Origin of the sequence: Arthrobacter sp. Alg241-R88, from assembly GCF_900537115.1 — a bacterium.
In the GTDB taxonomy this organism is placed as follows: Bacteria; Actinomycetota; Actinomycetes; order Actinomycetales; family Micrococcaceae; genus Arthrobacter.
In genome coordinates this window covers 12,247-36,130 of record NZ_UNRG01000009.1, presented here as the reverse complement: position 1 = coordinate 36,130, position 23,884 = coordinate 12,247, and the positions used below count along the sequence as shown (strand labels likewise).

Here is a 23,884-nt window from a genome sequence, read left to right as displayed (position 1 = left end):
GTTCGGGCGCCGCAAACCGCTGGTGCCCCGGCCGACTCTCCCACTCCGGCGCAAGGCAGCGCCATCCTTCCTGACCACCACTCACTGCGAAGGCGCGCGCCTCCCCTGCTGCCGCGTTTCCGATACCCGATTGGAGCCGGACCATGGCTGTTTCCACCGCAGAGAACAGGGCGCCCTCGCCCCAGCAACTGCAGTCCGTACGCGCCACCTTGCGCTCCCCGCGGCGGCTGAAGACGGAAGCCCTGGCCGGGTTGGTGGTGGCGCTGGCGCTCATTCCGGAGGCCATCGCGTTCTCGGTGATTGCGGGCGTGGACCCGCGGATCGGCCTCTTCGCCTCCTTCACCATGGCGGTGACCATCTCGTTTGTGGGCGGCCGGCCGGCGATGATCTCGGCCGCCACCGGGGCCGTGGCGCTGGTGATTGCTCCGCTGATGCGCAGCCACGGCCTGGACCACCTGATTGCGGCAGTCATCCTGGCTGGCGTCTTCCAGATCCTGCTCGCGGTAGCCGGTGTCACCCGGCTGATGCGTTTCATCCCCCGCTCCGTCATGGTGGGATTCGTCAACGCGCTGGCCATCCTGGTCTTTATGGCCCAGTTGCCGGAGTTGATCGGCGTCCCCTGGCTGGTCTACCCACTCGTCGCCGCCGGCCTGGTCATCGTGGTGGGGCTGCCAAGGATTACGACGGCGGTGCCCTCGCCCCTGGTTGCCATCGTGGTGCTCACAGTGGTCGCTGTACTCGCGGGCGTCGACGTGCCAACGGTCAATGACAAGGGCCAGCTGCCGGAAAGCCTGCCTGGCTTCTTCCTCCCGAACGTCCCGTTGACCTGGGAGACCTTCCAGGTCCTGGCGCCGTTTTCGCTGTCCATGGCGCTGGTGGGACTGCTCGAATCCCTGATGACCGCCAAGCTGGTGGACGACATCACGGACACCCGTTCCAACAAGACCCGGGAATCATGGGGGCAGGGAGTTGCCAACATCGTCACCGGGTTCCTCGGCGGCATGGGTGGCTGCGCTGTGATCGGCCAGACGATGATCAACGTCAAGGGCTCCGGAGCGCGCAGCCGCGTATCCACTTTCCTCGCCGGCGTCTTCCTGCTGGTCCTCGTGGTGGTGCTGGGTGACGTGGTGGGCCTCATCCCCATGGCAGCCCTGGTAGCGGTAATGATCTTCGTTTCGGCCATCACCTTCGAATGGCACTCCATCGCCCCCCGGACGCTGCGGCGGATGCCCAAGTCGGAAACCGCCGTCATGCTGATCACGGTGGGTGTGGTGGTGGCGACGCACAACCTGGCCATTGGCGTCGGCGTCGGCGTGCTGGCCGCCATGGCCATGTTCGCGCGGCGGGTGGCCCACTTTGTCACCGTTGAACGGACGGTGCTCGAGATCAACGGCGAAAACGTAGCCACGTACACGGTGGATGGCGAGCTGTTTTTTGCCTCGTCCAATGATCTGTACATGCAGTTCGAGTACGCCCTGGACGCGGAGCCGGAGATCAGCCGGGTGGTGGTGGACCTGCACGCCTCGCACCTGTGGGACGCCTCCACCATCGCCGTGCTCGACGCCGTAACCGAGAAGTACCGCCGCCACGGCCGGGAGGTGGAGTTGCTCGGCCTGAACTCGGCCAGCGTCCAGATGCGCGAGCGGCTGGCCGGAAAGCTTAACGCCGGCGGTTGACGGCCTGGGCACCGCTGACCGCCCTAGCCCTTCCGGTCGCTGCGGGCAGTCCGGTTCCGGCCCAGTGACTTCGCCATGTATAAGGCGCCGTCCGCGGTAGCGATCAGGTCGTACACGTCGCTGGTGCCGTCGTCGTACGTGGAAATCCCGTAACTGACGGTGGGCATGTCCATCCCGTCCACCGATGGTGCCGCCGCCAGGCGCCGGCTGATTTCTTCGGCAATCGTTTCGGCCCGTTCTGCACTGGTACCGGGCAAAAGAAGGACAAACTCTTCCCCTCCGTACCTTCCCACCAGGTCCGTGGATCGGACCGTCGCCGTGCAGGCGTCCGCGAAGGCTTGGAGGGCGAGGTCCCCGGCGGCATGGCCATAGGTATCGTTGACGGATTTGAAGTGGTCCAGGTCGGCCAGGATGAGGGTGCCCGAACCCCGGGTAATGGTACGGTCCGCCAACTGCTCGGCAGCAAGATCCAAAAAGGCCTTGCGGTTGAGGAGCCCGGTGAGGTCGTCGCGGGAAGCGACCACCCGCAGGGCCCTGGTCTGCTGTTCGCTGCTGAGCGCGGCCATGCTGAACGAGACCACCACCAGCAGCACCATTGTGATCAGGGTGGTCACGGCGGAGCCGAAGACCGTGACGAAGATGGGCCCGTCCTGGCCCTCCACCACAAACGCCAGCCAGCGGAAGAAGTAGAAGACCGCGAGTCCTCCGGCGGATACGGCCATGGGAATCCGCACCCGCGAATAGCCCGGCTCCAGGCGCCACAGCTCCCGGGCCGCCAGCCCTATGGTGATGCCCATCGCGGCGAGGAACACGGGCCCTCCGGACCACGTGTTGGTGGCCGGATTGTCCACCACCGAGGCGACCAGGGTAACCAGCGGGATGCCGGTGAATGCCCACTTCGGCGGCGGAACTGTGCGCAGCGAACGTGCACCCGCCCAGACCGCCACCCCGCCGTGCACCAGCAGCACGTTGCCCGCCGGGTTGGCCCAGATCTGGTGGGCCGTCCCGTCCAGCAGGTAACAGGCAGACCCGGCGAGGAAGAAGATAAGGGCCAGGCACCACCAGCCGCTGTACGGCGAGCGCGTGGTCCGATAGGCGGAGAAGTAGAAGAGGAACACCAGAACCAGGGCCATCAGGCCAAACGCAATTCTCAGCGTGGCGGTATCCAGAACCATGTAACCGAAGTCCCCCCGATGCCGAAACGCGCGAATGACCCCCAGTATTGCACCGGCCGGGGAGCCTGTCAGGCTATCGGCAGGACCTTTTCCAGGGCTTAGGGTTGTCAGATAGCCCGCAGGACAGACCCGAAAGGCAAAGCCATGCTCCTTCTCTTCGGTTTCAAGACAGTGCTTAAGGCGCTCCCCGGCAAACCTGCCACCTGCCAGTACTGCCGCTCGTTTGTCCACCACCACCTCGAGGAGCGGGCCACCAAGTTCACGCTCTTCTTCATTCCGGTGTTCACTACGTCACGGTCCTACCAGATCACGTGTACTAACTGCGGCTACGTCTCGCGAATCTCCGCACGGGAAAAGCGGGCTCTGGAACTTCAGCGCTAAAACCGTACCGTTTCCCGTTCGTTCCGCCGGTGAAGCGCACTGAAGCCCGGAAAGACGGGCTGCCGGGCGCTACTTCACGGAGCGGGCTACTGTTTTGTCTTTGCTTACCATCGAGGCGAGCATCCCGTAGTACGCCGGTGTGCCCGGCGAAACCACAGTTTGAGCCCCGAGTTTTATGGTGCCGGTGGAGGAGACGGGCCGGCTCCTGGTATCTGCCGACGAGACAAAACGGATACCCGCCGAAGCGGACTTGGACTTTACCCGCGTCCTGTCCGCTTCAGCCGTGGCCCGGAAGGACATATCGGCCGTCAACTGCGAATTTACTGGATTGCTGGGGTCTGCAAAGTTGGTGAATTCCATGGACATCTTCAGGCGTCCCCTGGACAACCCGTTTGGAGAGTCCATTTCCAGCGTCAATGTCTCCCCAAACCCGTTAATCAGCGTGGTGCCTGTGCAGGTGTTGTCCTGGGTGACCGACACAAAGCCCAGCTTCTCAGGGGCAGTTGATCCGCGGACCGTGTAAACGCTGCCGAACACGCTGACCGTCGTCCGTATACAGCCATTCGTGTGGTCATATTCCGCGGTCATCGCCTCCCCTGTTGCCACGGTTTTCGTAATGACACGCGGCTCCCCCGCGATGCCCGGTCCGGCGCCAGCGAGCTGAATGGACAGTGTCCCGGCTAGAGCCAGAACTCCGAGTGCTGTCTTTTTCATGGCGCCTCTTTCCCAGCCTGAGAGTCCTCACGATCCTCGGATCGTAGAAATGCGAGGCTGGGAAAACCTTGGAACGGCGCGGGCTGGCCGGCCCTGACGGCAATACAGCTCTGGTTCATCCGGCTGCCGGCAGCTAGAGTAAAGCCGGGCCGGCACCACGTCGCCAGGTGCTCGCCGGGCTGAAGCCGTTCGGCTCAAACAGGGGACTTGTTACCAGTCCCCTTTTCGGGAAAGGGAGGTGTTTTCGATGACTGTCACAGCCGTGCGCCCAATGCGCTCCGCACCCATCATCCAGACCCTTCCCCTGTACCGCACCGGCGCCGCTTGACTTCTCCGCGGAGCGCCTAACACCAAAGCCGAAAGCGGCCGGTGCGCAGGGGTAATACCCCGAGGTATCACAGTGAAAACATCTGCAGGCAGCGCCCTGGACAGCATCAGCATGTCAAGCAACACCACGTCGGGCACTTCGGCTTCAACCAGCAAGGGCCCTGTCCCCTACGGATATACGCCCGCCGTTGCCCGGCACTTCCAGAATCATGCCCTCCCGGACGCAACCGAGCCGGGACGGGTGGTCCGCGTGGACCGCAACCTGTTACTGGTGGCAGCTGGCGGGGACCTCCTGCACCTGCCCTATCCGCTGACCGGAGAAGCAGCAGTCACCGGAGACTGGGTCTGGATCGGACCCAACCGGGCCGGCGAGCGCCAGATCCTGGGCGTCCTTCCCCGCCGCTCGGAGCTCAGCCGCAAGCGCGCCTTCGAGGACTCCTCCGCGGCGCAGGTCCTGGGTGCGAACATGGACATGGTGGGCGTGGTGGTGCCGGTGGACCGGCCGCTGACGCACAACCGGCTGGAGCGCACCCTCGTGGCGGCGTGGGACTCCGGCGCCACTCCCCTGGTGATCATCACCAAGGCGGACCTCGCCGAGGTGGCGGACGACGTCGTCGGGAAAGTCATGGTGCAGGCCGCAGGCGTGGACGTGGTGACCACGTCCGCGGAGAGCGGGGACGGCATCGACGAACTGCTGGCACACATTCCGGCGGGCGGCACCATCGTCCTTCTGGGACCCTCCGGCGCCGGAAAGTCCACACTCATCAATGCGATGGTGGGCCGCGACGTCCAGGACACCGGGGAGGTGCGGGCCGGCGACTTCAAGGGCAAACACACCACAACGTCGCGGGAACTTGTGCCGCTTCGGAACGGGACGGTCCTGATGGACACGCCCGGTGTGCGGGGCTTCGGATTGTTCGACGCCGAGGACGGCATCGGCGAGATGTTCGGCGATGTCGAGGAACTGGCAGGCCGGTGCAGGTTTTCGGACTGCGCCCACCAGGGCGAGCCCGGCTGCGCCGTGCAGGAAGCCATGGCCGGCGGCGTGCTGGAGGAACGCCGCTGGCACAACTACCTGAAGCTGCAGCGTGAGCTGGCCGCCCTGGCCCGCCGGAGCGACGCCGCGGCGGAGCGCGCCTACCAGCGGGAGTGGCACCAGAAGGTGGTGTCGGCCGGGAAGTCCCAGCGGTGGGCCGAGCGGGAGACAGCAGAGCGGAAGGACCGGTCAGGCCGGAAGCGCCGTTGAGGACGCGGGCCGCCCAGTTCTGTGTCCTGGGCGGCCCGCCCCTGGCGCAACCTGCACACGAGATATCGATTCAACGTTGTAAAATCGCAGGTACTGGCCTGCGGGCCGCAGCAGGAGCAGGGGGCAGGGATGGCGGCGACTCTTCACGACGTGGCCCGCGTGGCAGGCGTGTCCTTCAAGACCGTCTCCAACGTGATCAACCACCACCCCCATGTCCGGGACACCACCCGGGCCAAAGTGGAAAAGGCGATCGCAGAGCTGGGCTACCGGCCCAACCTGACCGCCCGGAGCCTGCGCTCCGGGCACACCGGGGCCATCACCCTGGCGCTGCCGCAATTGCGCCTTCCCTATTTCGCGGAACTGGCCGACGCCGTGATCGAAGCGGCGGCGAAGCGCGGGCTGGTGGTGCTCATTGAACAAACCGGCGCGGACCGCAAGCGCGAGCTGGAGGTGATGGCCAGCCCCCGGCTCAAAATGTCCGATGGCCTGATCTTCAGCCCGCTGGCACTTGGCCAGGAAGATGCGGACCTGATCAAGGCTGACGTGCCGATTGTCCTCCTCGGCGAGCGCATCTTCGATAGTTCTTCAGACCACGTCACCATGCAGAATGTTCCGGCCGCGCGCGCCGCTACCGAGCACCTGCTGGACCTCGGCCGGAAACGCATTGCGGTCGTCGGCGCCCATGAGGGCGAAGTCATCGGCTCCGCGGGGCTTCGCCTGCGGGGGTACCGGGAGGCGCTTGAGGCCCGGGGCATCCCGTACGACGACGGGATCGTCGCCTATGTGGTGGACTGGCACCGGTCCAACGGTGCCGCAGCCATGCACGACCTCCTGGACCGCGGAGTGTCCTTCGACGCCGTATTCGGCCTGAATGACACCCTTGCCCAGGGCGCGGTGCGCGTCCTGCAGGAAGCAGGTTACCGGGTCCCGGACGACGTCGCCGTGATTGGCTTCGATGACCTCGACGAAACCCGCTACACGCTTCCCACCCTGAGCACTGTTGATCCCGGCCGCACGGAGATCGCGGAGACCGCCATCCGTATGCTGCTCGAGCGGATCAAGGACCCTGCCGGAACACCGCCCCGGGAAGTCGAGACGGCGTTCCGGGTGGTGGCCAGGGAATCGACCATGGGCAGCGCGGCCGGCGCCGCGTAGGCCCTACTCCCACCGGGCCTTAGGCCAACCGTCCTCCCACTCCAGCCCGGCAAGCCCCAGGCGGAAGGCGCCGTCGAGCTCTTCCGCGTAGTAGTGGAACGCCAGCGTATTGCTGGAAACGGACTGCCCGCCCGGCCCCACACGCCCGCCGTCGGAGGCCAGGAGGGGCGTGCCGCCGCCGTCGAGCAGTTCCTTGCCCTCGGCATCCAGGTACGGACCGGTGATGCTGTCCGACCTCCCCACGGCGATGTTGTACGTGCTCTCGAGCCCCTGGCAGCAGAAGTCGCGGGAGAAGAACAGGTAGAACTTGCCGTCGTGCGGGAGGATGTACGGCGCCTCGATCGCGTTGGGCGGCGCTTGCCGGTCTGCGATGGTTAGTGGCTCTTCCGTCCCGGCGCGCAGGCCGGTCGGCCATTCGAGCTTCACTAGCTGCAGTCCGGTCCAGAAGGAGCCAAAGGACATCCAGGGCATGCCGTTTTTATCCTCGGCGATGCCGGGGTCGATGGCGTTGAACCTTTCCCCCTTGGAGGAGATCACCTGCCCCTTGTCCACCCACTCGTAGGCCGGGTCGGCAGGGTCAAGTGTGGTGTTCGTGGCCAGTGCGATCACCGAGAGGTTCTTCCCGAACGTCGACGCCGAGTAGTACAGGTACCAGGTCCCGTCGTGCTCGTACAGTTCCGGTGCCCAGAGGTTGTCCACGCCAGGCACCGCTTCCTTGAGCCAGGCGGGTTTCTCCGGCCACACCTCGCCGGCGTACTCCCACTTCACGCCGTCGTCTGAGCGCCGCACCTGGATATTGCCGTCCGCCACCTGCCCGTTCCCGGTGGAGTAGATGAACCAGGGTTCGCCGTCCTCCCCCTTGACCAGCGCGGGATCGTGGGTGAAGAAGTCGCCGCTGAGTTCGGCGGCAGCGCCTGCCTCGGGCGCTGGCGCCGCAGCACCGCATCCAGTCAGGACCAGGACGACGGCGGCCAGCACCGCCGCCAGCCGCGCCGCTGTCCATTGAGCAGCAGGGCGGCTGGCAGCGGACCTTTGTGGCTGGGCCACGTCAGCCAAGCGCGACGGCGGACCAGGACACGGGCGGAAGCGTCACGGTGAGCGTGCCCTCGTCCAGGATGGCGCCGCCGAGCTGCTTCAGGCCCACGCGGTTCTGGTCCTGAAGGGTGTTCTTGGCGTAAACGTCCTCATCGTGCAGGGTCACGGCCTCGGTGACCGTCTTCGCGTTGAGTTCGGAGACGTTGATGGTCACGTCGATGGCCTCGGTCTGGCTGCGGTTGACCAGGAAGACGGCCGATTCTCCGGTAGCGGCGTCGGTGGTTGCCACTGAGTCCACCAGCGGGGCCTCGCCGTACACCGCCGTCGTGTAGGTTCCGGCCTCGATCCTGGGGCGGAGCACTTCGCCTTTCGCGAGGCGGGACGTGACGGAGAACGGGAAGAAGGTGGTCTGCCGCCAGGTGTCACCGCCCGGTTCGGTCATGATGGGCGCGATCACGTTGACCAGTTGGGCGAGGGATGCGGCGGCAACGCGGTCGTGGTTCTTCAGGAGCGTCATCAGCAGGTTGCCGAACACCACGGCGTCGGCCACGGAGTAGGTGTCCTCAAGCTGGCGCGGTGCGTGCGTCCATTCCTCGTTGACCTCATCGGAAGCCTGGTGCTCGTCCAGGTACCAGATGTTCCACTCGTCGAAGGAGAGCTGGATGGTCTTCTTGCTCTTGAGCTTGTGCTTGACGTGGTCGGCGGTGGCCACCACCGTCTCGATGAAATACTGCATGTCCAGCGAGGACGCCAGGTAGGAGCCGAGGTCGCCGTTGCGCTCCTGGTAGTACGCGTGGCAGGAGATGTAGTCCACGTAGTTGTAACTGTGCTCCAGGACTACCCGCTCCCACTCGCCGAATGTGGGCATGGAGGATCCGGAGGAGCCACAGACTACGAGTTCGAGGTTCTTGTCCGCAGTCTTCATGGCGGAGGCGGTGCGGGCCGCGAGCTTTCCGTAATCCTCGGCGGACATGTGGCCGATCTGCCAGGGGCCGTCCATCTCGTTGCCCAGGCACCACATGGTGATGTTGTAGGGATCCTTGGCGCCGTTGGCGATGCGCTGCTCGCTGAGTGCGGTCCCCGAGGGGTGGTTGGTGTATTCCAGCAGGTCGAGGGCGGCTTCGATGCCGCGGGTTCCAAGGTTCACGGCCATCATCAGCTCCGAGCCGGTGAGCTTGCACCAGCGTGCGAACTCATCCAGGCCCACCTGGTTGGACTCGAGCGAGTGCCAGGCGAGGTCACGCCGGACCGGCCGCTGGTCGCGCGGGCCAACGCCGTCCTCCCAGCGGTAGCCGGAGACGAAATTGCCGCCCGGGTAGCGGATGGTGCTCGACCCCAGCTCCTTGACCAGTTCGATGACGTCCAGCCGGAAGCCGTCCTCGTTGGCGGTGGGATGGTCGGGCTCGTAAATGCCGTTGTAAACGCAGCGGCCAAGGTGCTCCACAAAGGAACCGAAGATGCGGCGGCTGACAGGTGCCACAACAGCGGCCCTGTCGATAGTGACGACGGTGGGCGCCACAACGGCCAGGGTGGTGTCTTCTGCGGCAGGAGAGGTGATGGTCACGGGGTTTTCCTTTTCTTTATAACGTTGTAGATGCTAACTAGGTAGCGCTAAGTGTCGTTATGGGGTGCCAAAACGGCAGTTAGCGCTACCTAGTTGGGCTGGGGGAAGCGACTGGATGGTTGGACGCCGGATCTGCGGTTTCAAGCGCAGCCAGCCGCCGTCCCACCAGCCAGCCGGAGAGCAGCAGGGGAACCGACGCGCCCACAAGGGGCACCAGCACCGTCGTTCCGGAAAAAACGACGGCGGCGGCCGCCAGGGTGACCAGCAGGGACAGGCTCATCACCGGCGACACCAGCGGCAGCAGAAAGGCGGTCCGCCACGTCCTTGCCACCTTGTCCCGGTAGCGGCTGCACAGGGCGACAGCGGTTGCCGCGGCAGCCACCGTCCCCAGGGCGGCAACCGTTGAAAGCGCCAGGAGGACAGCGTGTGCGGCCGGTGGTATCACGGTCCCGGCCCGTCCCAGCAGCGCCAGGAAGTCAAGGAGGAGTACCACGCCGGCTATCCAAAAGACGCTTCCCACCCGGTTGGCGTGCCGGAACTGGAAACGGTATGCCGTGATGAAGTCCCGGACCAGCGTGTCCCCGGCCGCTCCGCCGCGCAGCCCGCCAAGGACCGAGGTGGCGGCGACGGCCGCGGGGAAGACCCCCAGGACCACCAGACCGGCCAGGACTCCGCCCACAAACAGCACGTTGACCAGGACCAGCCGGGTTGCGAAGCGGAGCCAGTCCATCAGACGCCCGGCCCACCCCAGGGGAGCATCATTCATCGCGGTGCATCCTGGGTTCCGGACCAGGCCACACCGTGCTGGTCAATGCCGCTGAAGGACAGGGCAGTCCGGCCCCTGGTCCAGTCCCAGGAACCGAAAACTACAGCATCAAGTTCGACGGCGTCCTGCCCGCCAATGGGGGCGACGGTCCGGAGCCGGATGTGGGCCGGCGCACCGGCGGAAACAGCGCAGTGGCCAGTGGTGCTTTCGAGTTCCATGGCCACAGCCCTGACAAGGTCTGCGGACTCAGGAGCGAACCGGAGAACCTGCCAGGTTCCCGCCACCGGAACAGGTGCGGGCAGCGTTTCACGCTGCACGCCTGCGAAGGGCTGTGGTGAGACGAGGGGCCAACCGGACGCGGTGAAGAAGACCCGCCGGAGCTGGACCACGTGTTGGCTCGGATCCGCGGCGAAGCGGACGTGGTGGACCGCGAAATACTCCATGCCGTCCGGACATGCTTGGGTAAGGATTGAATTGTGGCCGGGGGCCAGCCAGCCGGTGCCGCCGTCGAACTGGTAGCCGCCCAACACCTTGGTTCCCACAGCCTCGGGAGAGGCGCCCACATCCGTCATGTCCGTGCCACGGAAGTCGCGGTAGGGACCGGTGATGGAGTCCGCAACGCCCACACGCATGTTGTAGGTATTGAAGAGCGAATCGTAGGAGCAAAAGAGGACGTAGCGGTCCTCCTCGGGCCGGTACAGCACAAAGGCGCCTTCCACTGCCCCTTCCACGGACTTCGCCCGGCGGGCGATGACGGATCCAAGATCACCCTCCACCAGCGGCAGCCCGGAGTTCCGGTCCAGCGGGAGGATGTAGATGCCGGAGAAGAAGGACCCGTAGGTCAGCCAGGGGAAATCATCGGCATCAAAAGTCACTGCCGCATCTATGGCGTTTTGGGAATGTTCGCCTTTCCTCGTGGCCACCACCAGCCCGCGGTCCTCCCACGGGCCGGCCGGTGAAGGTGCAACGGCAAGCCCGATGGCTGAGGTGTTGGAGCCGAAGGTCGACGCCGAGTAGTACATATGCCATTCGCCGTTCGGCCAGCGGACCACGTCCGGCGCCCACAACCCCACTGCCCCGGACCATTGCGCAGCCGCTTCCGGGACGCCGTCGAACGCTGTTCCGATGTACGTCCACTCCACCAGGTCAGCGGAGGTCCTGATATGTACGCCTGCCGGTATATCTTCCGAGTTGGCGACGGCGTCAGTGGAAAACATGTAGTAGGTGCCGTCATCGTCCCGCACCACGGTGGGATCGTGGGCGTGGCGGGCGCCCCAGGAGGAAGGCTCCTGGCGGGCCCCTGCAGCGAGCGGAAGCAGCTCGCGGGAAACGTCAAGATCAATAGCCACGGTTCAGCCCTTGGAGCCGGAGAGCGCGATGGATTCGATGATCTGGCGCTGGAACACCACGAAGACGATCAGTACCGGCAGGAGCGCCACGAAGGATGCCGCCATGATCAGCGGGTAGTCCGTCTGAATGGCGTACTGGGCGTTGAAGTTGGCAATGACCAGCTGCAGCGTCTGCGTACCCGGCGAGTTCAAGTAGATGATCGGGGCAAGGTAGTCGTTCCACATCGCCATGAACCAGAGGATGAACTGGGCAGCGAGGGCCGGGCGGATGGCCGGCAGGATGAGGGTCCGGAAGATCTGCAGGTAGGAGGCGCCATCGATCCGTGCCGCTTCGACGATGGAGTCCGGAATGCTGTTCAGGAACTGGCGCAGGAAGAAGATCATGATGATGTTGCCGAAGAGTCCCGGCACGATCAGCGGCAGCAGCGTATCCACCCAGCCGATGCTGGCGAAGATGGTGAACTGCGGAATCATCAGGGTGGGGAACGGGATCATCAGCCCGGACAGGAGTCCCAGGAACAGGACGTTCTTGAACGGCATCCGCATCTTGGCGAAGGCAAAGGCCGCGAGCGCGGAGGTCAGCGAGCCCACGATGGTCACCGAGCATGCCACGATCAGGCTGTTCTGGATGCCGGTAAGGAGCGGGCCGGCAGTCCAGATGCGGGCGTAGTTTTCCCACACGAACGGATCCGGGATCCACTGCGGCGGAAGCTCAAAGACGCCGTCCTTAGTCTTGAGCGAAGTGGAGAAAGTCCAGGCGAGCGGAGCGATCATCACGATGGCACCGACGCTGAGGATCAAGGTGGTGAGGACGTTTCCCACGCGAAGCGTGTCCTTAGTGGACCGGCTGCCGCCGGTCCGCGAGGCGGAGGGGCGTGAATCCCCGGCGCCGCCCGGAAATTCCTGGCTTGGTTCCAGCGGTGGGGTGGTGAGGACATTCTGTGCGGACATGGCTGCCTGCCTCAATCGATCGAGAACTGGTTGCGGCGGTTGAGCCGGAACTGGATGAAGGTGATGACGAAGACCAGCAGCCCCAGGACCACGGACATGGCCGATGCGTAGCCCATCTGGAGGTTGTCGAACGCTTTCTGCCAGATGTACCAAACGATGGAAGCCGACTGGAATTCAGGGCCGCCGGTGGGGGTCATGATGTTGATCTCCACGAAGATCTGGGATCCTCCGATGATGCTGGTGACGATGAGGAAGAAGGTGACCGGCCGGACCATGGGGATGGTGATGTGCCGGAACTGCTGCCACGCGGTGGCGCCATCCAGCGCGGCTGCTTCATAGAGGTAGCGGGGGACCGACTGGAGGGCGGCCAGGTAAAGCAGCATGGAGTATCCCAGGCCCTTCCAGATGGCCATGATGATGAGTGCTGGCTTGACCGTCGCGGTGTCCTGCAGCCAGTTTGGGCCGTCGATCCCCACCAGGGCAAGGCCCTGGTTGATGAGGCCGAAGTCGCCGTTGAAGGCCCACTGCCAGAGGATGGCGACGGCGGCGATCGAGGAGATCACGGGCAGGTAGTAGACGGTGCGGAAAAACGTGGTTCCCCGCATCTTGCGGTTCATGGCCAGTGCCAGGCCCAGGGAGATGACCAGGCCGATCGGAATGCCGATCATCATGTACAGCGTGTTCCAGAGCGACTGCAGGAAGTAGCGGTCGCCGAACATTTTTGTGTAGTTGTCCAGGCCCTTGAAGACCGGCGCTGAAATGCCGTTCCAGTTCGTGAAGGATGCATAGACCGAGAAAAGGAGCGGGAAAAGCGTAAAGAGGAGGAACCCGATCACCGGTATGGCAACAAATGCGAGGGCGGCCTGGTGTTCCTTCCGGTGAAGCTGCGAGCGGCGCGGGCGCGTCATGGTTGTCATACCGGTGATCCCTCCTCTAGTTGCCGGATTGCTGGTTGGCGGAGTCCAGGAATTCCTGCATCCTGGGCTGTGCTTCCTTCAGGTAGTCCGCCGCCGTCTGCTTGCCGTCCAAAACAGGCTGGATGTTGGTGAAGAGTTCGTCGTACCACTCAGCGTTGAAGGTATTGCCGCCTGGCAGCGCCCGGCCGTAGTCCTTCACGATCTCGAGGAACTCGGCCTTGTTGGCCGGCTTGGTGGTGGTGTCCGCGGCCCAGGTCTCGGCCATGTCCTTGAGGTTGGGAATCTGGATTCCGGCGTCCACCAGGCTCTTCTGGGCTTCCTTGTTGGCGGTGAGGTATTCCACCAGCTTCACAGCCTCTTCGGGGTACTTCGTGCTTTCGGAAACAGCGACGCCGAGGGTACCGATCCAGCTGGCCGTCTTGCCGGTGTCTCCTGCCGGGTACGGAATGACGTCCCATTCAAAGCCGAGCTTCTGGTAGGTGGAGAGATCCCAGGGGGCAATGGGGAAGAACCCGATTTCGCCCTTCATCCAGCGCTGGTAGGTGTCCAGGGTCTGGGCTTCCGCCACCGAAGGCGTCACACCGTGGACATTCTGCAGGTCGGCGAACCACTGCAGTGATTCAGCAAACTCCGGGGTGTCCACCGTGACCTTGGTGCGGTCCTCGTTGAGCCAGTCCCCGCCGTTGGACCAGACAAACGGCTGCAGGTTCCACTGGACGTTCAGGCCGGTGCCCCACTGGTCCAGGGTGCCGTCGCCGTTGGTGTCCGCCGTCAGCTTCTTGGCAGCTGCCACGAACTCGTCGAAGGTGTACGGTTTGTCCTTGTCCGGCAGCGGAATCCCGGCCTTCTCCAGCATCGTCTTGTTGTAGCCGAAGGAGAACGGGCCCACGTCCTTGGGCAGGGCGTAGATGGCCCCCTCGCCCACCCTCTTTCCGTCGTAGCGGTAGCTGTCCACGCCGTACTCCCAGATGTTCTCCAGGTCGATGGTGTCGGAGCCTTCCACGTATTCGGTGATGTCCTTGACGATTCCGTTCTGCACGTAGGCCTGGACGTCGCCGGGGCCGATGTAGAACACATCCGGGACCTGCTTGCCGGCAATGGCGGCCTTGAGCTTCGTGGCGTACTGGTCAGCGGTGGTAACAATGATGTCCACGTCCACACCATTGGCGGCTTCGAACTGCTCCACGGCCTTTTCATAGGCCTTCTTCTCGTCTTCACCTCCGCGGAACATAAAGGTGAGCTTCTTTTCGCCGCCGGCGTCCCCGCCGGTGGGGGCGGAGCAACCGCCGAGCATAAGGCCGGCGGCGGTAAAGAGCGCCAGGGTTGCGGCCATGGGACGTGACTTCATCATCACGCAGTCCTTCCGGGTTGGGTGGAGCAAACAAGTGTATGGGTTGAGCTGAGCGGTACCGCACCCCGCACGCCGCGGTAGCTGAGCGTCTTTGCGAGGTACTTTTGCAACGTTGTAAGAAACCATCACACAGCAGCAGATGAATCGTCAAGGGTTGGAAAACGAATGGTTCCAGCGCCGAGGGACGGCTGCTTGACGTGACCCAGGTCGCATGCCATATTTCCATTACAACGTTGCAAGCTCTTGTTCCCCCGCCTGCGGCCCGGTGCCGCACCCACTTCCCGGAAGGACCACGTGATGATGAAGTCACGTCCATGGGCGCTGCGCGCCGCAGGATTGGCCGCAGCCATCGGTATCGCCCTCACGGCAGCAGCGATTCCGACGTCGGCCAGTCCCGTCAGCACCTCGGCAGCAGCGTCCGAAGCCCGGCAGACAGCAAAGTCTGTGCCCGGATGGCCCGCCAAGGAGAAGGCCCAGCCGGACCTCCCCGGGGGAAAGACCGTGGTGGGCCAGACGTCCCCCATCCACGATCCCGCGCTGATCATCGCCGAGGACGGCACCTGGTACGTCTATTCCACCGGACTGATGAACCGGGAAAACGGCGGCACCATCCAGATCTGGGCGTCCCATGACGCCGGAACCACGTGGGAATACAGCGGGACGGTGTGGGACCGGATCCCCGCCTGGATCGACGAGCACTTTTCCGACGGCGAGCTGCCGGGCAATCTCTGGGCTCCTGAGATTACTGAGCACAACGGCACGTATTACCTCTACTATTCAGCGTCGCGGTTTGGCGGCAGCAACTCGCTAACGGCCTTGGCCACCAACACCACCCTCGATCCGAACCACCCGGATTATGAATGGGTTGACCAGGGCCTCGTTGTTTCCTCGCCGGTGACCGGACTCGACCCAGGCAACCCGGGTAAAACCTTCAACGCCATCGATGCCGGCATCATCGAGGACGCTGACGGCACGCCTTACATGGCCATTGGCTCCTTCTGGTACGGCATCTTCCTGGTGCCCATAGAGTGGCCAAGCGGGAAACCGGTAACGGACTGGCAATCAAAGACTGTGAATATTGCGGACCGCTTTATGCCTGGCAACCCCATCGAGGCGCCATACATCACCCAGCATGGCGGCTACTACTACCTGTTTGTCTCGTTCGATTCCTGCTGCCGCGGGGGCGACTCCACCTACAAAATAGCCGTGGGCCGGTCCACTTCCGTGAAGGGCCCCTACCTGGACAAAGAGGGCCGTAACATGTTTGGCGGCGGCGGTTCCGTGGTGCTGGATTCGCATGGAGCCATCACCGGGCCCGGCGGCCAGTCGGTCTTCGGCGACTACCTGGCGTTCCACTACTACGACGGCTCCAACGAGGAGCTCCCCTTCTTCCCCACCTTGGGCGTGCAAAAAATCGAATGGGCTGACGGCTGGCCGGTATTCGACCAAACCGTGGGGCTGCCGGTGATTGCAAAGCAGCCCAAAGTCGTAGCGGCGGGGAGCGGCAAAAATGCCAGCTTCAGTGCCGCCGCCACGGGAACACCGGGGCCGGTTGCTGTTTGGGAGACCTCTTCCGACGCCGGCGCAAGCTGGCACAGGGTCGGGACCCAGCCGGTCACCAAACGCACCGACGAGGGCACCTACCGTTCCACCCTCGAACTTCCGACCCCGATGCCGGGCGACCCGGACGTGCTGGTGCGCGCCGTGTTCCGTAACGCCCACGGTACGGTGACCACGGACGCCGTCGGACTCTCTTCCAAGCAGTAATGCCCGCCAGCAAGAAAGCCCATGCGATGACCAGCAGCACCGCCAATTCCAGGTCCGGGGCCGGCCGGCCGGTGTCACCGTTCCCCCTTAATCGGGTCCGACTCCTTGACAGTGGCTTCAAGACTGCCCAGGAGACCTCTATCCGGTACGTCCTGGAACTTGAGACAGACAGGCTCTGCGCCCCCTACCTCTCGGAGGCCGGCCTGGATGCCGGCGCTGAACCGTACGGAAGCTGGGAATCAGACGGGATGGGCGGGCATATCGGCGGCCATTACCTGTCAGCCTGCGCGCAGTTGTTCGCGGCCACGGGGGATCCGCGCCTGCTCGACAAGGTGCGGGCCGTCGTCGGCGTCCTTGGCAGGTGCCAGGACGCCGGCGGCGACGGCTATGTGGGCGGCGTACCCGGCGGCCGGAAGCTGGGGAACGAACTGGCCGCGGGCACCGTGGATGCGGACCTCTTCACCCTGAACGGAAGATGGGTCCCGCTCTACAACCTCCATAAAACGCTCGCCGGATTGCTGGACGCCTATTCGTACGCGGGATCAGCCGAGGCCCTGGAGATCGCCGCCGGCCTTGCCAACTGGTGGCTGGGCATCTCGGCCAGGATTTCCGGCGAGGCTTTCGAGGAGCTCCTGCATACTGAATTCGGCGGCATGAACGACGCCTTCGCCATCCTTGCCGGAGTCACCGGCCGGGCCGACTATCTTCAGGAAGCCCACCGGTTCGCACACCGCGCCATCCTGGAGCCGCTTGCCGCCGGCCAGGACCAATTGGACGGGCTGCACGCCAACACCCAGATCCCCAAGGTGGTGGGCTACGCCAGGCTCGCCGCCGCCGGCCACCGGGAATACGAGAGTGCCAGCTCCAGCTTCTGGGACTCGGTGGCCCTGCGCCGCTCCGTTTCCCTCGGCGGAAACAGCGTGCGGGAACACTTCCATTCCTCAGCCGACTTCACGCCGATGATGCTTGATGCCCAGGGCCCTGAATCCTGCAACACCTACAACATGCTGAAGCTGGCCAAGCTGCGCTTTGAACACTTGGGCGACCGGGCCGCCGTCGACTTCTATGAACGGGCAACCTACAACCACATCCTGTCCTCCCAGCACCCCCGCCGCGGCGGCTTTGTGTACTTCACGCCCATGCGCCCCCGGCATTACCGAGTCTATTCACGGGCGCAGGAGTCCATGTGGTGCTGCGTCGGTTCGGGGCTGGAAAACCATGCCCGCTACGGTGAAATGATCTACAGCCACAGGGGGAACGAGCTGCTCGTCAACCTCTACATCCCCTCGACCCTCGACTGGGCGGATAGGGGCCTGCAGGTCAGGCTCGAAACGGACTTCCCGCACTCCGACGAGGCAACGCTGCACGTCACAGCACACAGCCCCGTCGAGGCCACCATCAGCCTGCGGCGTCCGGGATGGGCCACGGCATTTCAGGTCGACGGCGGGGCCGCGCCGGCGGGCGCCGGCAACGTCAGCATCAGCCGCACCTGGCAGGGCGATTCCGCCGTCCGGATCCGGCTCACCCCCGGCTTCCGATCCGAACGTCTGCCGGACGATTCGCCCTGGGTCTCATTCCTTTACGGGCCCGTGGTGCTGGCATCGCGGGCGGGAACGGAAGGCGTACCCGGGTTCGAGGCAGCGGACGAACGGATGGGGCACGTGGCCTCCGGGCCCTTGCTGCCGCTTGCCGGCACCCCCGTGGTTCCCAACACCGCATCCATCCGGCTTCGCGACAGAGCTACAGTAACGGCGGAGCTGTCAGTAATTGACGCCGACGGGCAACCCGGCACCGTTGTCCTGGAACCGTTCCACGCCATCCACGACGAGCGGTACACCGTGTACTGGCCCTCCGGTGAGCCCCGCGAGCGGTGGGAGGAACTGCTTAAGCTGGACCGGGCCGCCGTCGTGCAGGGGGAACTGGTGGATGGCGTCACCGCCGGGGAGCAGCAGCCGGAGGCGGACCATGGCTTCAGTGGTGAAGGCACCCGTGCCGGGGGCGCTGAGGGCATCCACTGGCGCAGCGCGACCGGGTGGTTCTCCTACCTCCTTAGTGATCGGGACGCCCGCGCCAACCTGCTGCGGGTCCGCTTCCGCCCGGACGAAAACCGCAGCCATCAGCTGAGTCTGAACGGATTGCCCCTGGGCGAACCTGTCCGCCAGGTGCAGGAGGGAGGGGAGGTGCTGAGCGACTTTGCCATCAGTAATGCCCATCGGGCTGCATCCCCAGGCGGCGGGCTCGTCTTCACCGTCACGGCGCTGCCCGGTATGCAGACAGGGGATCTCCTGTCCGTCCAGCTCCGGGCACCCGGCCCGTAACTTCCAGAGACGTGGTCATACCGGCGGTCAGAGTTCCGGTGCGTGCTCCTTGGGCAGTGCGCCCTCGTCTTCCGGGTGCCGCTTCAGGTTGAGCAGCGCCAACGCAAGGCCGCCCCATACCGTGAGGACAGCGATGATCATCATGGTGATCGCAATGGGTGTCACCGTGCCGTCTCCTCTTCTTCCTCGTCCAGCATGGATTGGTACTCCGGGTCATCGTGCGCTTTGGATGTGCGGCTCCAAGGAATGAAGGTCAGGACCAGCGCCACGACCACCAGCGCGCCGGCCATGCCCCAGCCGAACAGGCCCACAAACCACTCGGGATAGCCCTCGTAGGTGGTGGAGATCTTGCTGATGAATTCGCTGGACACCATGTAGATCAATGCGAGCGGCACCACCCCGGCCACGAGTACCATCCAAATCCGGCGCATCTTGATCGTTGAGACGTGATTGAGGTGCGCTGACAACAGCGGCAGCTTGCGCAGGAACCATGCCAGCACCACCACGGTCACCAGCGCGCCCAGCGTAATGCCAAAGCTGTTGACGAACGCGTCGGAGGTGTCCAGGAGGTACAGGCCCGTTGCCGTGGGAAACAGAGCCAGGGACACTGCCGCGACCAGCCCGCTGACCACCAGGGAAGCCTTGATCCGTCCCCAGCCGACCTTGTCCTGCACTGCCGCGACAATAACCTCCAGCACCGAGATCAGCGAGGTGACTCCCGCGAACACCAGGGATCCGAAGAACAACACCCCCATGAGGGCCCCGAACGGAGCCTGCGAAACGATGGTGGGGAACGCGACGAATGCCAGGCCGATGCCCTGCGTCACCACGTCGTTGACGCCGGCCCCCGCAGCCTGGGCCATGAATCCAAGGGCGGCGAACACGCCGATGCCGGCCAGGATCTCGAAGCCGGAATTCGCGAACGCAACCACCATGCCAGAGCCGGTGAGGTCCGTCCTGCGCTTCAGGTAGGAGGAGTAGGTGACCATGATGCCGTAGCCCACGGAGAGCGAGAAGAAGATGTGTCCGTAGGCCGCCGCCCACACGGACGGATCTGCCAGGGCGGACCAATCGGGGGTGAAGAAGGCGTTTAAACCCTGTGCGGCACCAGGGAGGAACAACGATTGGACCACCAACAGCACAAACATCACCACCAGCAGCGGGAGCAGGATTGAGTTTGCGCGCGAGATGCCCTTACGGATCCCGGCCACCATTATGACGATGACGGCTATCCAGACCAGGAGCAGCGGGAAGAAGACGGACGGCACGTAGGTGAACCCGATGCCAGGTGCCTCGGCTACCCGAAGGAAGCTCCCGAAGAAGTAGCCCTCGGCGTCGTCGCCCCATGCCTCGGTGAAGGAAAAGAGGGTGTACATCAGGGACCACGCGATGATCACCGCGTAATAGGCCGCGATCACAAAGCAGACCAGGACCTGCCACCACCCGAGCGGCTCGGCGACGCGGTGGAGCCTGCGGTAGGCCAGTGGAGCGGAGCCCCGGAATTTATGGCCCACGGCGTAGTCGAGGAACAGCAGCGGGATGCCTGCCGTCAGCAAGGCCACGAGGTAGGGGATGAGGAAGGCACCGCCGCCGTTGTCATAGGCGATGTAGGGGAACCGCCAGATGTTGCCCAGTCCCACGGCGGAGCCGATCGCGGACAGGATGAAGAGCCGGCGCGTGGAAAAGGTCTCGCGCTTCGCTGGCGCGGCCGGGCCGGCGGCCCCGCGCGAGCTCCCGGCCGCAGCGCTGCTCATGCCGCCCCGCCCCCGGCGCCTGGCCAGGCTTTGACAAGGCCGCGGCGGCAGTACTCTGTCCGGTTCATGTGAAGCTCGCTCTCGCGTAGAGGTGAATGTCCGGTGCAGTGGCTATCCGGGGACTTTACTGCGGATGCCTCCCTCCGGGAAGCCCCTGTGCAAGTTCCCCCCCGGAGGGAAGCGCGGGACTCGGGACTTGTGTCCTGCCCCGGTAGTAGGGTTCGGTCATGGACATCATCCTCGTACCCGGGTTCTGGTTGGACGCCTCATCCTGGGAGGAGGTGACGCCTGCCCTGGAGGCCGCCGGCCATCAGACCCATCCGCTCACGCTTCCCGGGCTCGAATCCGTGGACGCGAGCCGTGCCGGAATCGGCCTCCGCGACCATGTCGATGCGGTGGTGGCTGCCCTCGATTCCCTGGAAGGCAAGGTTGTGCTCGTGGGGCATTCCGGCGGGGGCGCCATCATCCACGCCGCCCTGGATGCCCGGCCGAACCGGGTGGAGCGGGCCATCTATGTGGACAGCGGCCCCCTCGGCGAAGGAGGCGTCATCAACGACGAACTGCCGGCCGACGGCGACGAGGTGCCACTTCCGCCGTGGGAGGGCTTTGAAGACGCCGACCTGGTGGATCTGGACGAGGGGCTTCGCCGGGCCTTCCGCGCACGGGCCATCCCGCAGCCGAAAGGCGTCGCCTACGACCAGCAGCACCTGGGTGACGAGCGCCGCTACGACGTACCGGCCACCATCATCGCCTGCGAGTTTCCGTCCTCCATGCTGAAGGAATGGATCGACGGCGGCCACCCTTTCGTTGCCGAACTGGCCCGGATGCGCGACGTCGAGTACGTCGACCTCCCCACCGGGCACTGGCCCCAGTTCACCAAGCCTGCGGAGCTCGCCCGCGCCATCCAGGCGGCGGTGGAGCGGACGCCGTAGTCCGCGGTCGTCACGCGTCGCTTCGCCGCTGGCATCCGGTTTCCGCCATCCACCCAGCTTGATTGCCTTTCCCAACCGAAAGAGGTTCGCGTGTCCGATACCTACGATGTTGAAGTCGTCAGGGAGTTCGATGCTCCGCTGTGGCGGGTCTGGGCCGCCTGGACGGAGCCCGGCGATCTGCGCCAGTGGTGGGGACCAACAGGTTTCACATGCCCGCGGGCGGAAGCCGACGTTCGGCCCGGCGGCCGAATTCTGGTGACCATGCGCGCCCCGATGGAGTGGGGCGGGTTCGAGCAACACAGCACGTGGAATATCACCGAGGTGGAACCGTTGCATCGCATCCGCTACGTATTTAACTTCGCGGATGCCGGTGGCAACCGCATCACTCCGGCAGAGGCTGGCATTCCCGCCGATGGGGTTCCCTCCGACGGTGCACACGAAGTGGTGCTGACCGCCCTCGGGGACGGGCGCACGATGCTCCATATGACCGAGCGAGGGTACGGCAACCAGGAAGCACGCGACATGTCGCAGAGCGGCCTTGAGCAGTGCCTCGACAAAATGGCGGCGCTGGTGGAGGGAAGTGCCCGCTGAGGGCGGTTGCATCAAAAAATCGGCGCGCAGCTCCGGCTGCCCTACTTCACCCGCCCGGCAGACGGCCGCCGGCTATGAATGTCCGGACCGGGGAGTACACTCAGAGTATCGAACATATATTCGAATAAGGGTGTGTTGTGGGCGTTATTGTCGGTCCCCGTGTGATAGATGCGGGGCTCTCTTTGCAGCTGGCTTGGGTGTCGCCGGTGCCCGTTGCTGCCGGTTATCCCTCGCCCGCGCAGGACTACTTCGACGGCCGGATAGACCTGAACGAGCACCTGATCAAGGACATCACCAGCACGTTTGTGGTCCGGGTTACCGGCGACTCGATGGAACGCGCGGGCATCAGCGACGGCGATGAACTTATCGTCAACAGGGCCCTCGAACCAAAGGACGGCTGCGTGGTTATCGCCGTCCTGGACGGTGAGCTGACGGTCAAGCGCCTCCGCATCACCGCCACGGGCGTGGTGCTGCAGGCGGAAAACCCGAAATACCCGGACATTAAGGTGCCGGCCCTCAGTGAGCTGACCATCTGGGGCGTGGCCACCCGGTGCCTGCACCATGTCTAGGGGATACCCGTGACCCGGCCAGCCATCATGCGGCAGATGCCCGAGATCGCCCATGTGGACGTCAACTGCTTCTATGCCAGCGCCGAACGCGCCTTTGACCCCTCCCTTGAGGGAAAGCCCCTGATCGTGCTCTCCAACAACGATGGCTGCGCCGTCACGCGCTCACCTGAAGCGAAGGCCCTGGGCATCGGCGTGGGCGAGCCGTGGTTCAAGCTCGCACCGCGGGCCAAGGAATGGGGCCTGATCGCGAAGTCCAGCAACTACGAACTCTATGGAGACATCAGCGCCCGCGTGATGGAACTGCTGGGCCGCTACTCCGCCTGGCTGGAGGTCTACAGCATCGACGAAGCATTCCTTGGCGTCAAAGGCACCCCGGACCACCTGCTGGAACTCGGGCGGACCATTAAGGCTGCGGCAGCCCGGAACGTCGGCGTCCCCGTGTGCGTTGGCATCGCGCGCACCAAAACCCTGGCCAAGCTGGCCAACCAGTGGGCCAAACACAATCCGGCGTTCAACGGCGTCTGCCGCTGGGATTCGGTACCGCCGGAGCAACAGGAGGCACTGATGGCCAGGCTCTCCGTGATCGAGGTCTGGGGCGTGGCAACCAGAATCACCAAACGCCTCAACGCCATGGGCATCCACTCCATCCTGGACCTCAAGCGCGCAGACCCTGTCCGGATCCGCGAGCGCTTCTCCGTGGTGATGATGCGGACCGTCCTCGAACTGCAGGGGACACCCTGCATCCCCATGGAGGAAGCCCGGGTTGGCCGGGACCAGCTGATCTTCTCCCGCTCCTTTTCCACTCCCATCACCGCGGCCCGCGACGTGCGGCAGGTCCTCAGCGTTTATGCCCAGATGGCCAGCGGCCGGCTGGCCAAGCACAACCTGCAGGCGAAAGTCCTCACCGCCTTCGCCGGAACGTCCTCCTTCAACGCGCAGGAAACGTCCTTTCCCTCCGTGTGCGTCCCGCTTCCCATGCCGACGGCGGACCCTGTCATCCTCACCAAAGCCGCCCATGCGCTGCTGCCCGCCATCGTCGACGGCACCAGGTACGCCCGCGCCGGCATCATGGTCACGGACCTGCGGCCCAGCGGCAACCAGAAACCGCTGGAGCCCTTTGAGAACCCGCACGAGGAAAGGCACATCGGCCCGCTGCTGGAGGACATCACCCGCCGCTACGGCCGCGGCTCCATCGGCCTGGGCCACGCCGGGATCCGCGGCGGCCCGGACTGGACCATGAAACGGGACATGCGCTCCCCCAGGTACACCACCCACTGGGACGAGCTCCCGCTCGTCAAGGCAGCCTAGCTGCACCAAGTCGTTGTGACCCGGGGAAGCGCCCCCAC

Annotated in this window: 21 protein-coding genes; 10 read left to right on the top strand and 11 right to left on the bottom strand. The window is 64.8% G+C overall.

Annotated features, from left to right (window positions below):
* The first annotated feature begins 143 nt into the window (after positions 1-143).
* On the top strand, positions 144-1,676 hold the full coding sequence (locus tag G6R19_RS16680) for a SulP family inorganic anion transporter (protein ID WP_163166990.1): 1,533 nt from the start codon (positions 144-146) through the stop codon (positions 1,674-1,676).
* Positions 1,677-1,699: 23 nt separating this feature from the next.
* On the opposite strand, the gene G6R19_RS16675 is transcribed toward G6R19_RS16680, so the two are convergent.
* Positions 1,700-2,851 (bottom strand): GGDEF domain-containing protein, encoded by a 1,152-nt coding sequence (locus G6R19_RS16675; protein WP_163166988.1) that lies wholly within the window; start codon positions 2,849-2,851, stop codon positions 1,700-1,702.
* Between the two features lie 144 nt (positions 2,852-2,995).
* Here G6R19_RS16675 and G6R19_RS16670 point away from each other — a divergent pair, with 144 nt between their 5' ends.
* Complete coding sequence (locus tag G6R19_RS16670) at positions 2,996-3,232, top strand: zinc-ribbon domain-containing protein (protein ID WP_138606428.1); 237 nt, start codon at positions 2,996-2,998, stop codon at positions 3,230-3,232.
* Between the two features lie 69 nt (positions 3,233-3,301).
* Here G6R19_RS16670 and G6R19_RS16665 read toward each other — a convergent pair whose 3' ends face one another.
* Complete coding sequence (locus tag G6R19_RS16665) at positions 3,302-3,946, bottom strand: hypothetical protein (RefSeq protein WP_163166986.1); 645 nt, start codon at positions 3,944-3,946, stop codon at positions 3,302-3,304.
* Between the two features lie 439 nt (positions 3,947-4,385).
* Between G6R19_RS16665 and rsgA the strand changes: the two genes are divergently transcribed.
* Together rsgA and G6R19_RS16655 are read left to right on the top strand one after the other, a co-directional pair.
* Positions 4,386-5,519: a ribosome small subunit-dependent GTPase A gene (rsgA, locus tag G6R19_RS16660; RefSeq protein ID WP_163167191.1), complete on the top strand. Its 1,134-nt coding sequence runs from the start codon at positions 4,386-4,388 to the stop codon at positions 5,517-5,519.
* Positions 5,520-5,648: 129 nt separating this feature from the next.
* Positions 5,649-6,674 carry a LacI family DNA-binding transcriptional regulator gene (locus G6R19_RS16655; RefSeq protein WP_163166985.1) on the top strand — a complete coding sequence of 342 codons (1,026 nt, stop codon included), beginning with the start codon at positions 5,649-5,651 and terminating at the stop codon, positions 6,672-6,674.
* Between the two features lie 3 nt (positions 6,675-6,677).
* Here the strand turns inward: G6R19_RS16655 and G6R19_RS16650 are convergent, their stop codons facing one another.
* The 7 genes from G6R19_RS16650 to G6R19_RS16620 all read right to left on the bottom strand — a co-directional run bounded on the left by G6R19_RS16650 (position 6,678) and on the right by G6R19_RS16620 (position 14,607).
* Positions 6,678-7,721: an arabinan endo-1,5-alpha-L-arabinosidase gene (locus G6R19_RS16650; RefSeq protein ID WP_240341928.1), complete on the bottom strand. Its 1,044-nt coding sequence runs from the start codon at positions 7,719-7,721 to the stop codon at positions 6,678-6,680.
* Position 7,722: 1 nt separating this feature from the next.
* Positions 7,723-9,228 (bottom strand): alpha-N-arabinofuranosidase, encoded by a 1,506-nt coding sequence (locus G6R19_RS16645; protein WP_163167189.1) that lies wholly within the window; start codon positions 9,226-9,228, stop codon positions 7,723-7,725.
* 130 nt (positions 9,229-9,358) lie between these two features.
* Positions 9,359-10,039 (bottom strand): YesL family protein, encoded by a 681-nt coding sequence (locus G6R19_RS16640; RefSeq protein WP_163166981.1) that lies wholly within the window; start codon positions 10,037-10,039, stop codon positions 9,359-9,361.
* Positions 10,036-11,388: an arabinan endo-1,5-alpha-L-arabinosidase gene (locus G6R19_RS16635; protein ID WP_240341927.1), complete on the bottom strand. Its 1,353-nt coding sequence runs from the start codon at positions 11,386-11,388 to the stop codon at positions 10,036-10,038. Before G6R19_RS16635 ends, G6R19_RS16640 begins: the two co-directional genes overlap by 4 nt.
* 3 nt (positions 11,389-11,391) lie before the next feature.
* Positions 11,392-12,339 carry a carbohydrate ABC transporter permease gene (locus G6R19_RS16630; protein ID WP_163166979.1) on the bottom strand — a complete coding sequence of 316 codons (948 nt, stop codon included), beginning with the start codon at positions 12,337-12,339 and terminating at the stop codon, positions 11,392-11,394.
* Positions 12,340-12,350: 11 nt separating this feature from the next.
* Positions 12,351-13,256, bottom strand: a complete 906-nt coding sequence (locus G6R19_RS16625) for a sugar ABC transporter permease (RefSeq protein WP_205484510.1) — start codon at positions 13,254-13,256, stop codon at positions 12,351-12,353.
* 16 nt (positions 13,257-13,272) lie between these two features.
* A complete protein-coding gene (locus tag G6R19_RS16620; RefSeq protein WP_163166977.1) occupies positions 13,273-14,607 on the bottom strand; it encodes a sugar ABC transporter substrate-binding protein in 1,335 nt (444 codons plus the stop codon).
* A 297-nt stretch (positions 14,608-14,904) separates the two neighbouring features.
* Between G6R19_RS16620 and G6R19_RS16615 the strand changes: the two genes are divergently transcribed.
* Both G6R19_RS16615 and G6R19_RS16610 read left to right on the top strand, forming a co-directional pair.
* Complete coding sequence (locus G6R19_RS16615) at positions 14,905-16,374, top strand: family 43 glycosylhydrolase (RefSeq protein ID WP_240341926.1); 1,470 nt, start codon at positions 14,905-14,907, stop codon at positions 16,372-16,374.
* Between the two features lie 26 nt (positions 16,375-16,400).
* Complete coding sequence (locus tag G6R19_RS16610; RefSeq protein WP_163166975.1) at positions 16,401-18,692, top strand: beta-L-arabinofuranosidase domain-containing protein; 2,292 nt, start codon at positions 16,401-16,403, stop codon at positions 18,690-18,692.
* 27 nt (positions 18,693-18,719) lie between these two features.
* On the opposite strand, the gene G6R19_RS16605 is transcribed toward G6R19_RS16610, so the two are convergent.
* Together G6R19_RS16605 and G6R19_RS16600 are read right to left on the bottom strand one after the other, a co-directional pair.
* On the bottom strand, positions 18,720-18,857 hold the full coding sequence (locus G6R19_RS16605; protein ID WP_163166973.1) for a methionine/alanine import family NSS transporter small subunit: 138 nt from the start codon (positions 18,855-18,857) through the stop codon (positions 18,720-18,722).
* Positions 18,854-20,446, bottom strand: coding sequence for a sodium-dependent transporter (locus tag G6R19_RS16600; RefSeq protein WP_163166971.1), 1,593 nt, complete (start codon positions 20,444-20,446; stop codon positions 18,854-18,856). Before G6R19_RS16600 ends, G6R19_RS16605 begins: the two co-directional genes overlap by 4 nt.
* A gap of 227 nt (positions 20,447-20,673) precedes the next feature.
* Between G6R19_RS16600 and G6R19_RS16595 the strand changes: the two genes are divergently transcribed.
* From G6R19_RS16595 to G6R19_RS16580, 4 genes are all read left to right on the top strand, one after another.
* Positions 20,674-21,378 (top strand): alpha/beta hydrolase, encoded by a 705-nt coding sequence (locus G6R19_RS16595; RefSeq protein ID WP_163166969.1) that lies wholly within the window; start codon positions 20,674-20,676, stop codon positions 21,376-21,378.
* 90 nt (positions 21,379-21,468) lie between these two features.
* Entirely contained in the window at positions 21,469-21,969 is a 501-nt protein-coding gene (locus tag G6R19_RS16590; protein WP_163166967.1) for an SRPBCC domain-containing protein, read from the top strand.
* Positions 21,970-22,106: 137 nt separating this feature from the next.
* Positions 22,107-22,538, top strand: coding sequence for a translesion error-prone DNA polymerase V autoproteolytic subunit (gene umuD, locus G6R19_RS16585; RefSeq protein ID WP_163166965.1), 432 nt, complete (start codon positions 22,107-22,109; stop codon positions 22,536-22,538).
* A 27-nt stretch (positions 22,539-22,565) separates the two neighbouring features.
* On the top strand, positions 22,566-23,846 hold the full coding sequence (locus G6R19_RS16580; protein WP_205484528.1) for a Y-family DNA polymerase: 1,281 nt from the start codon (positions 22,566-22,568) through the stop codon (positions 23,844-23,846).
* Positions 23,847-23,884: the final 38 nt, after the last annotated feature.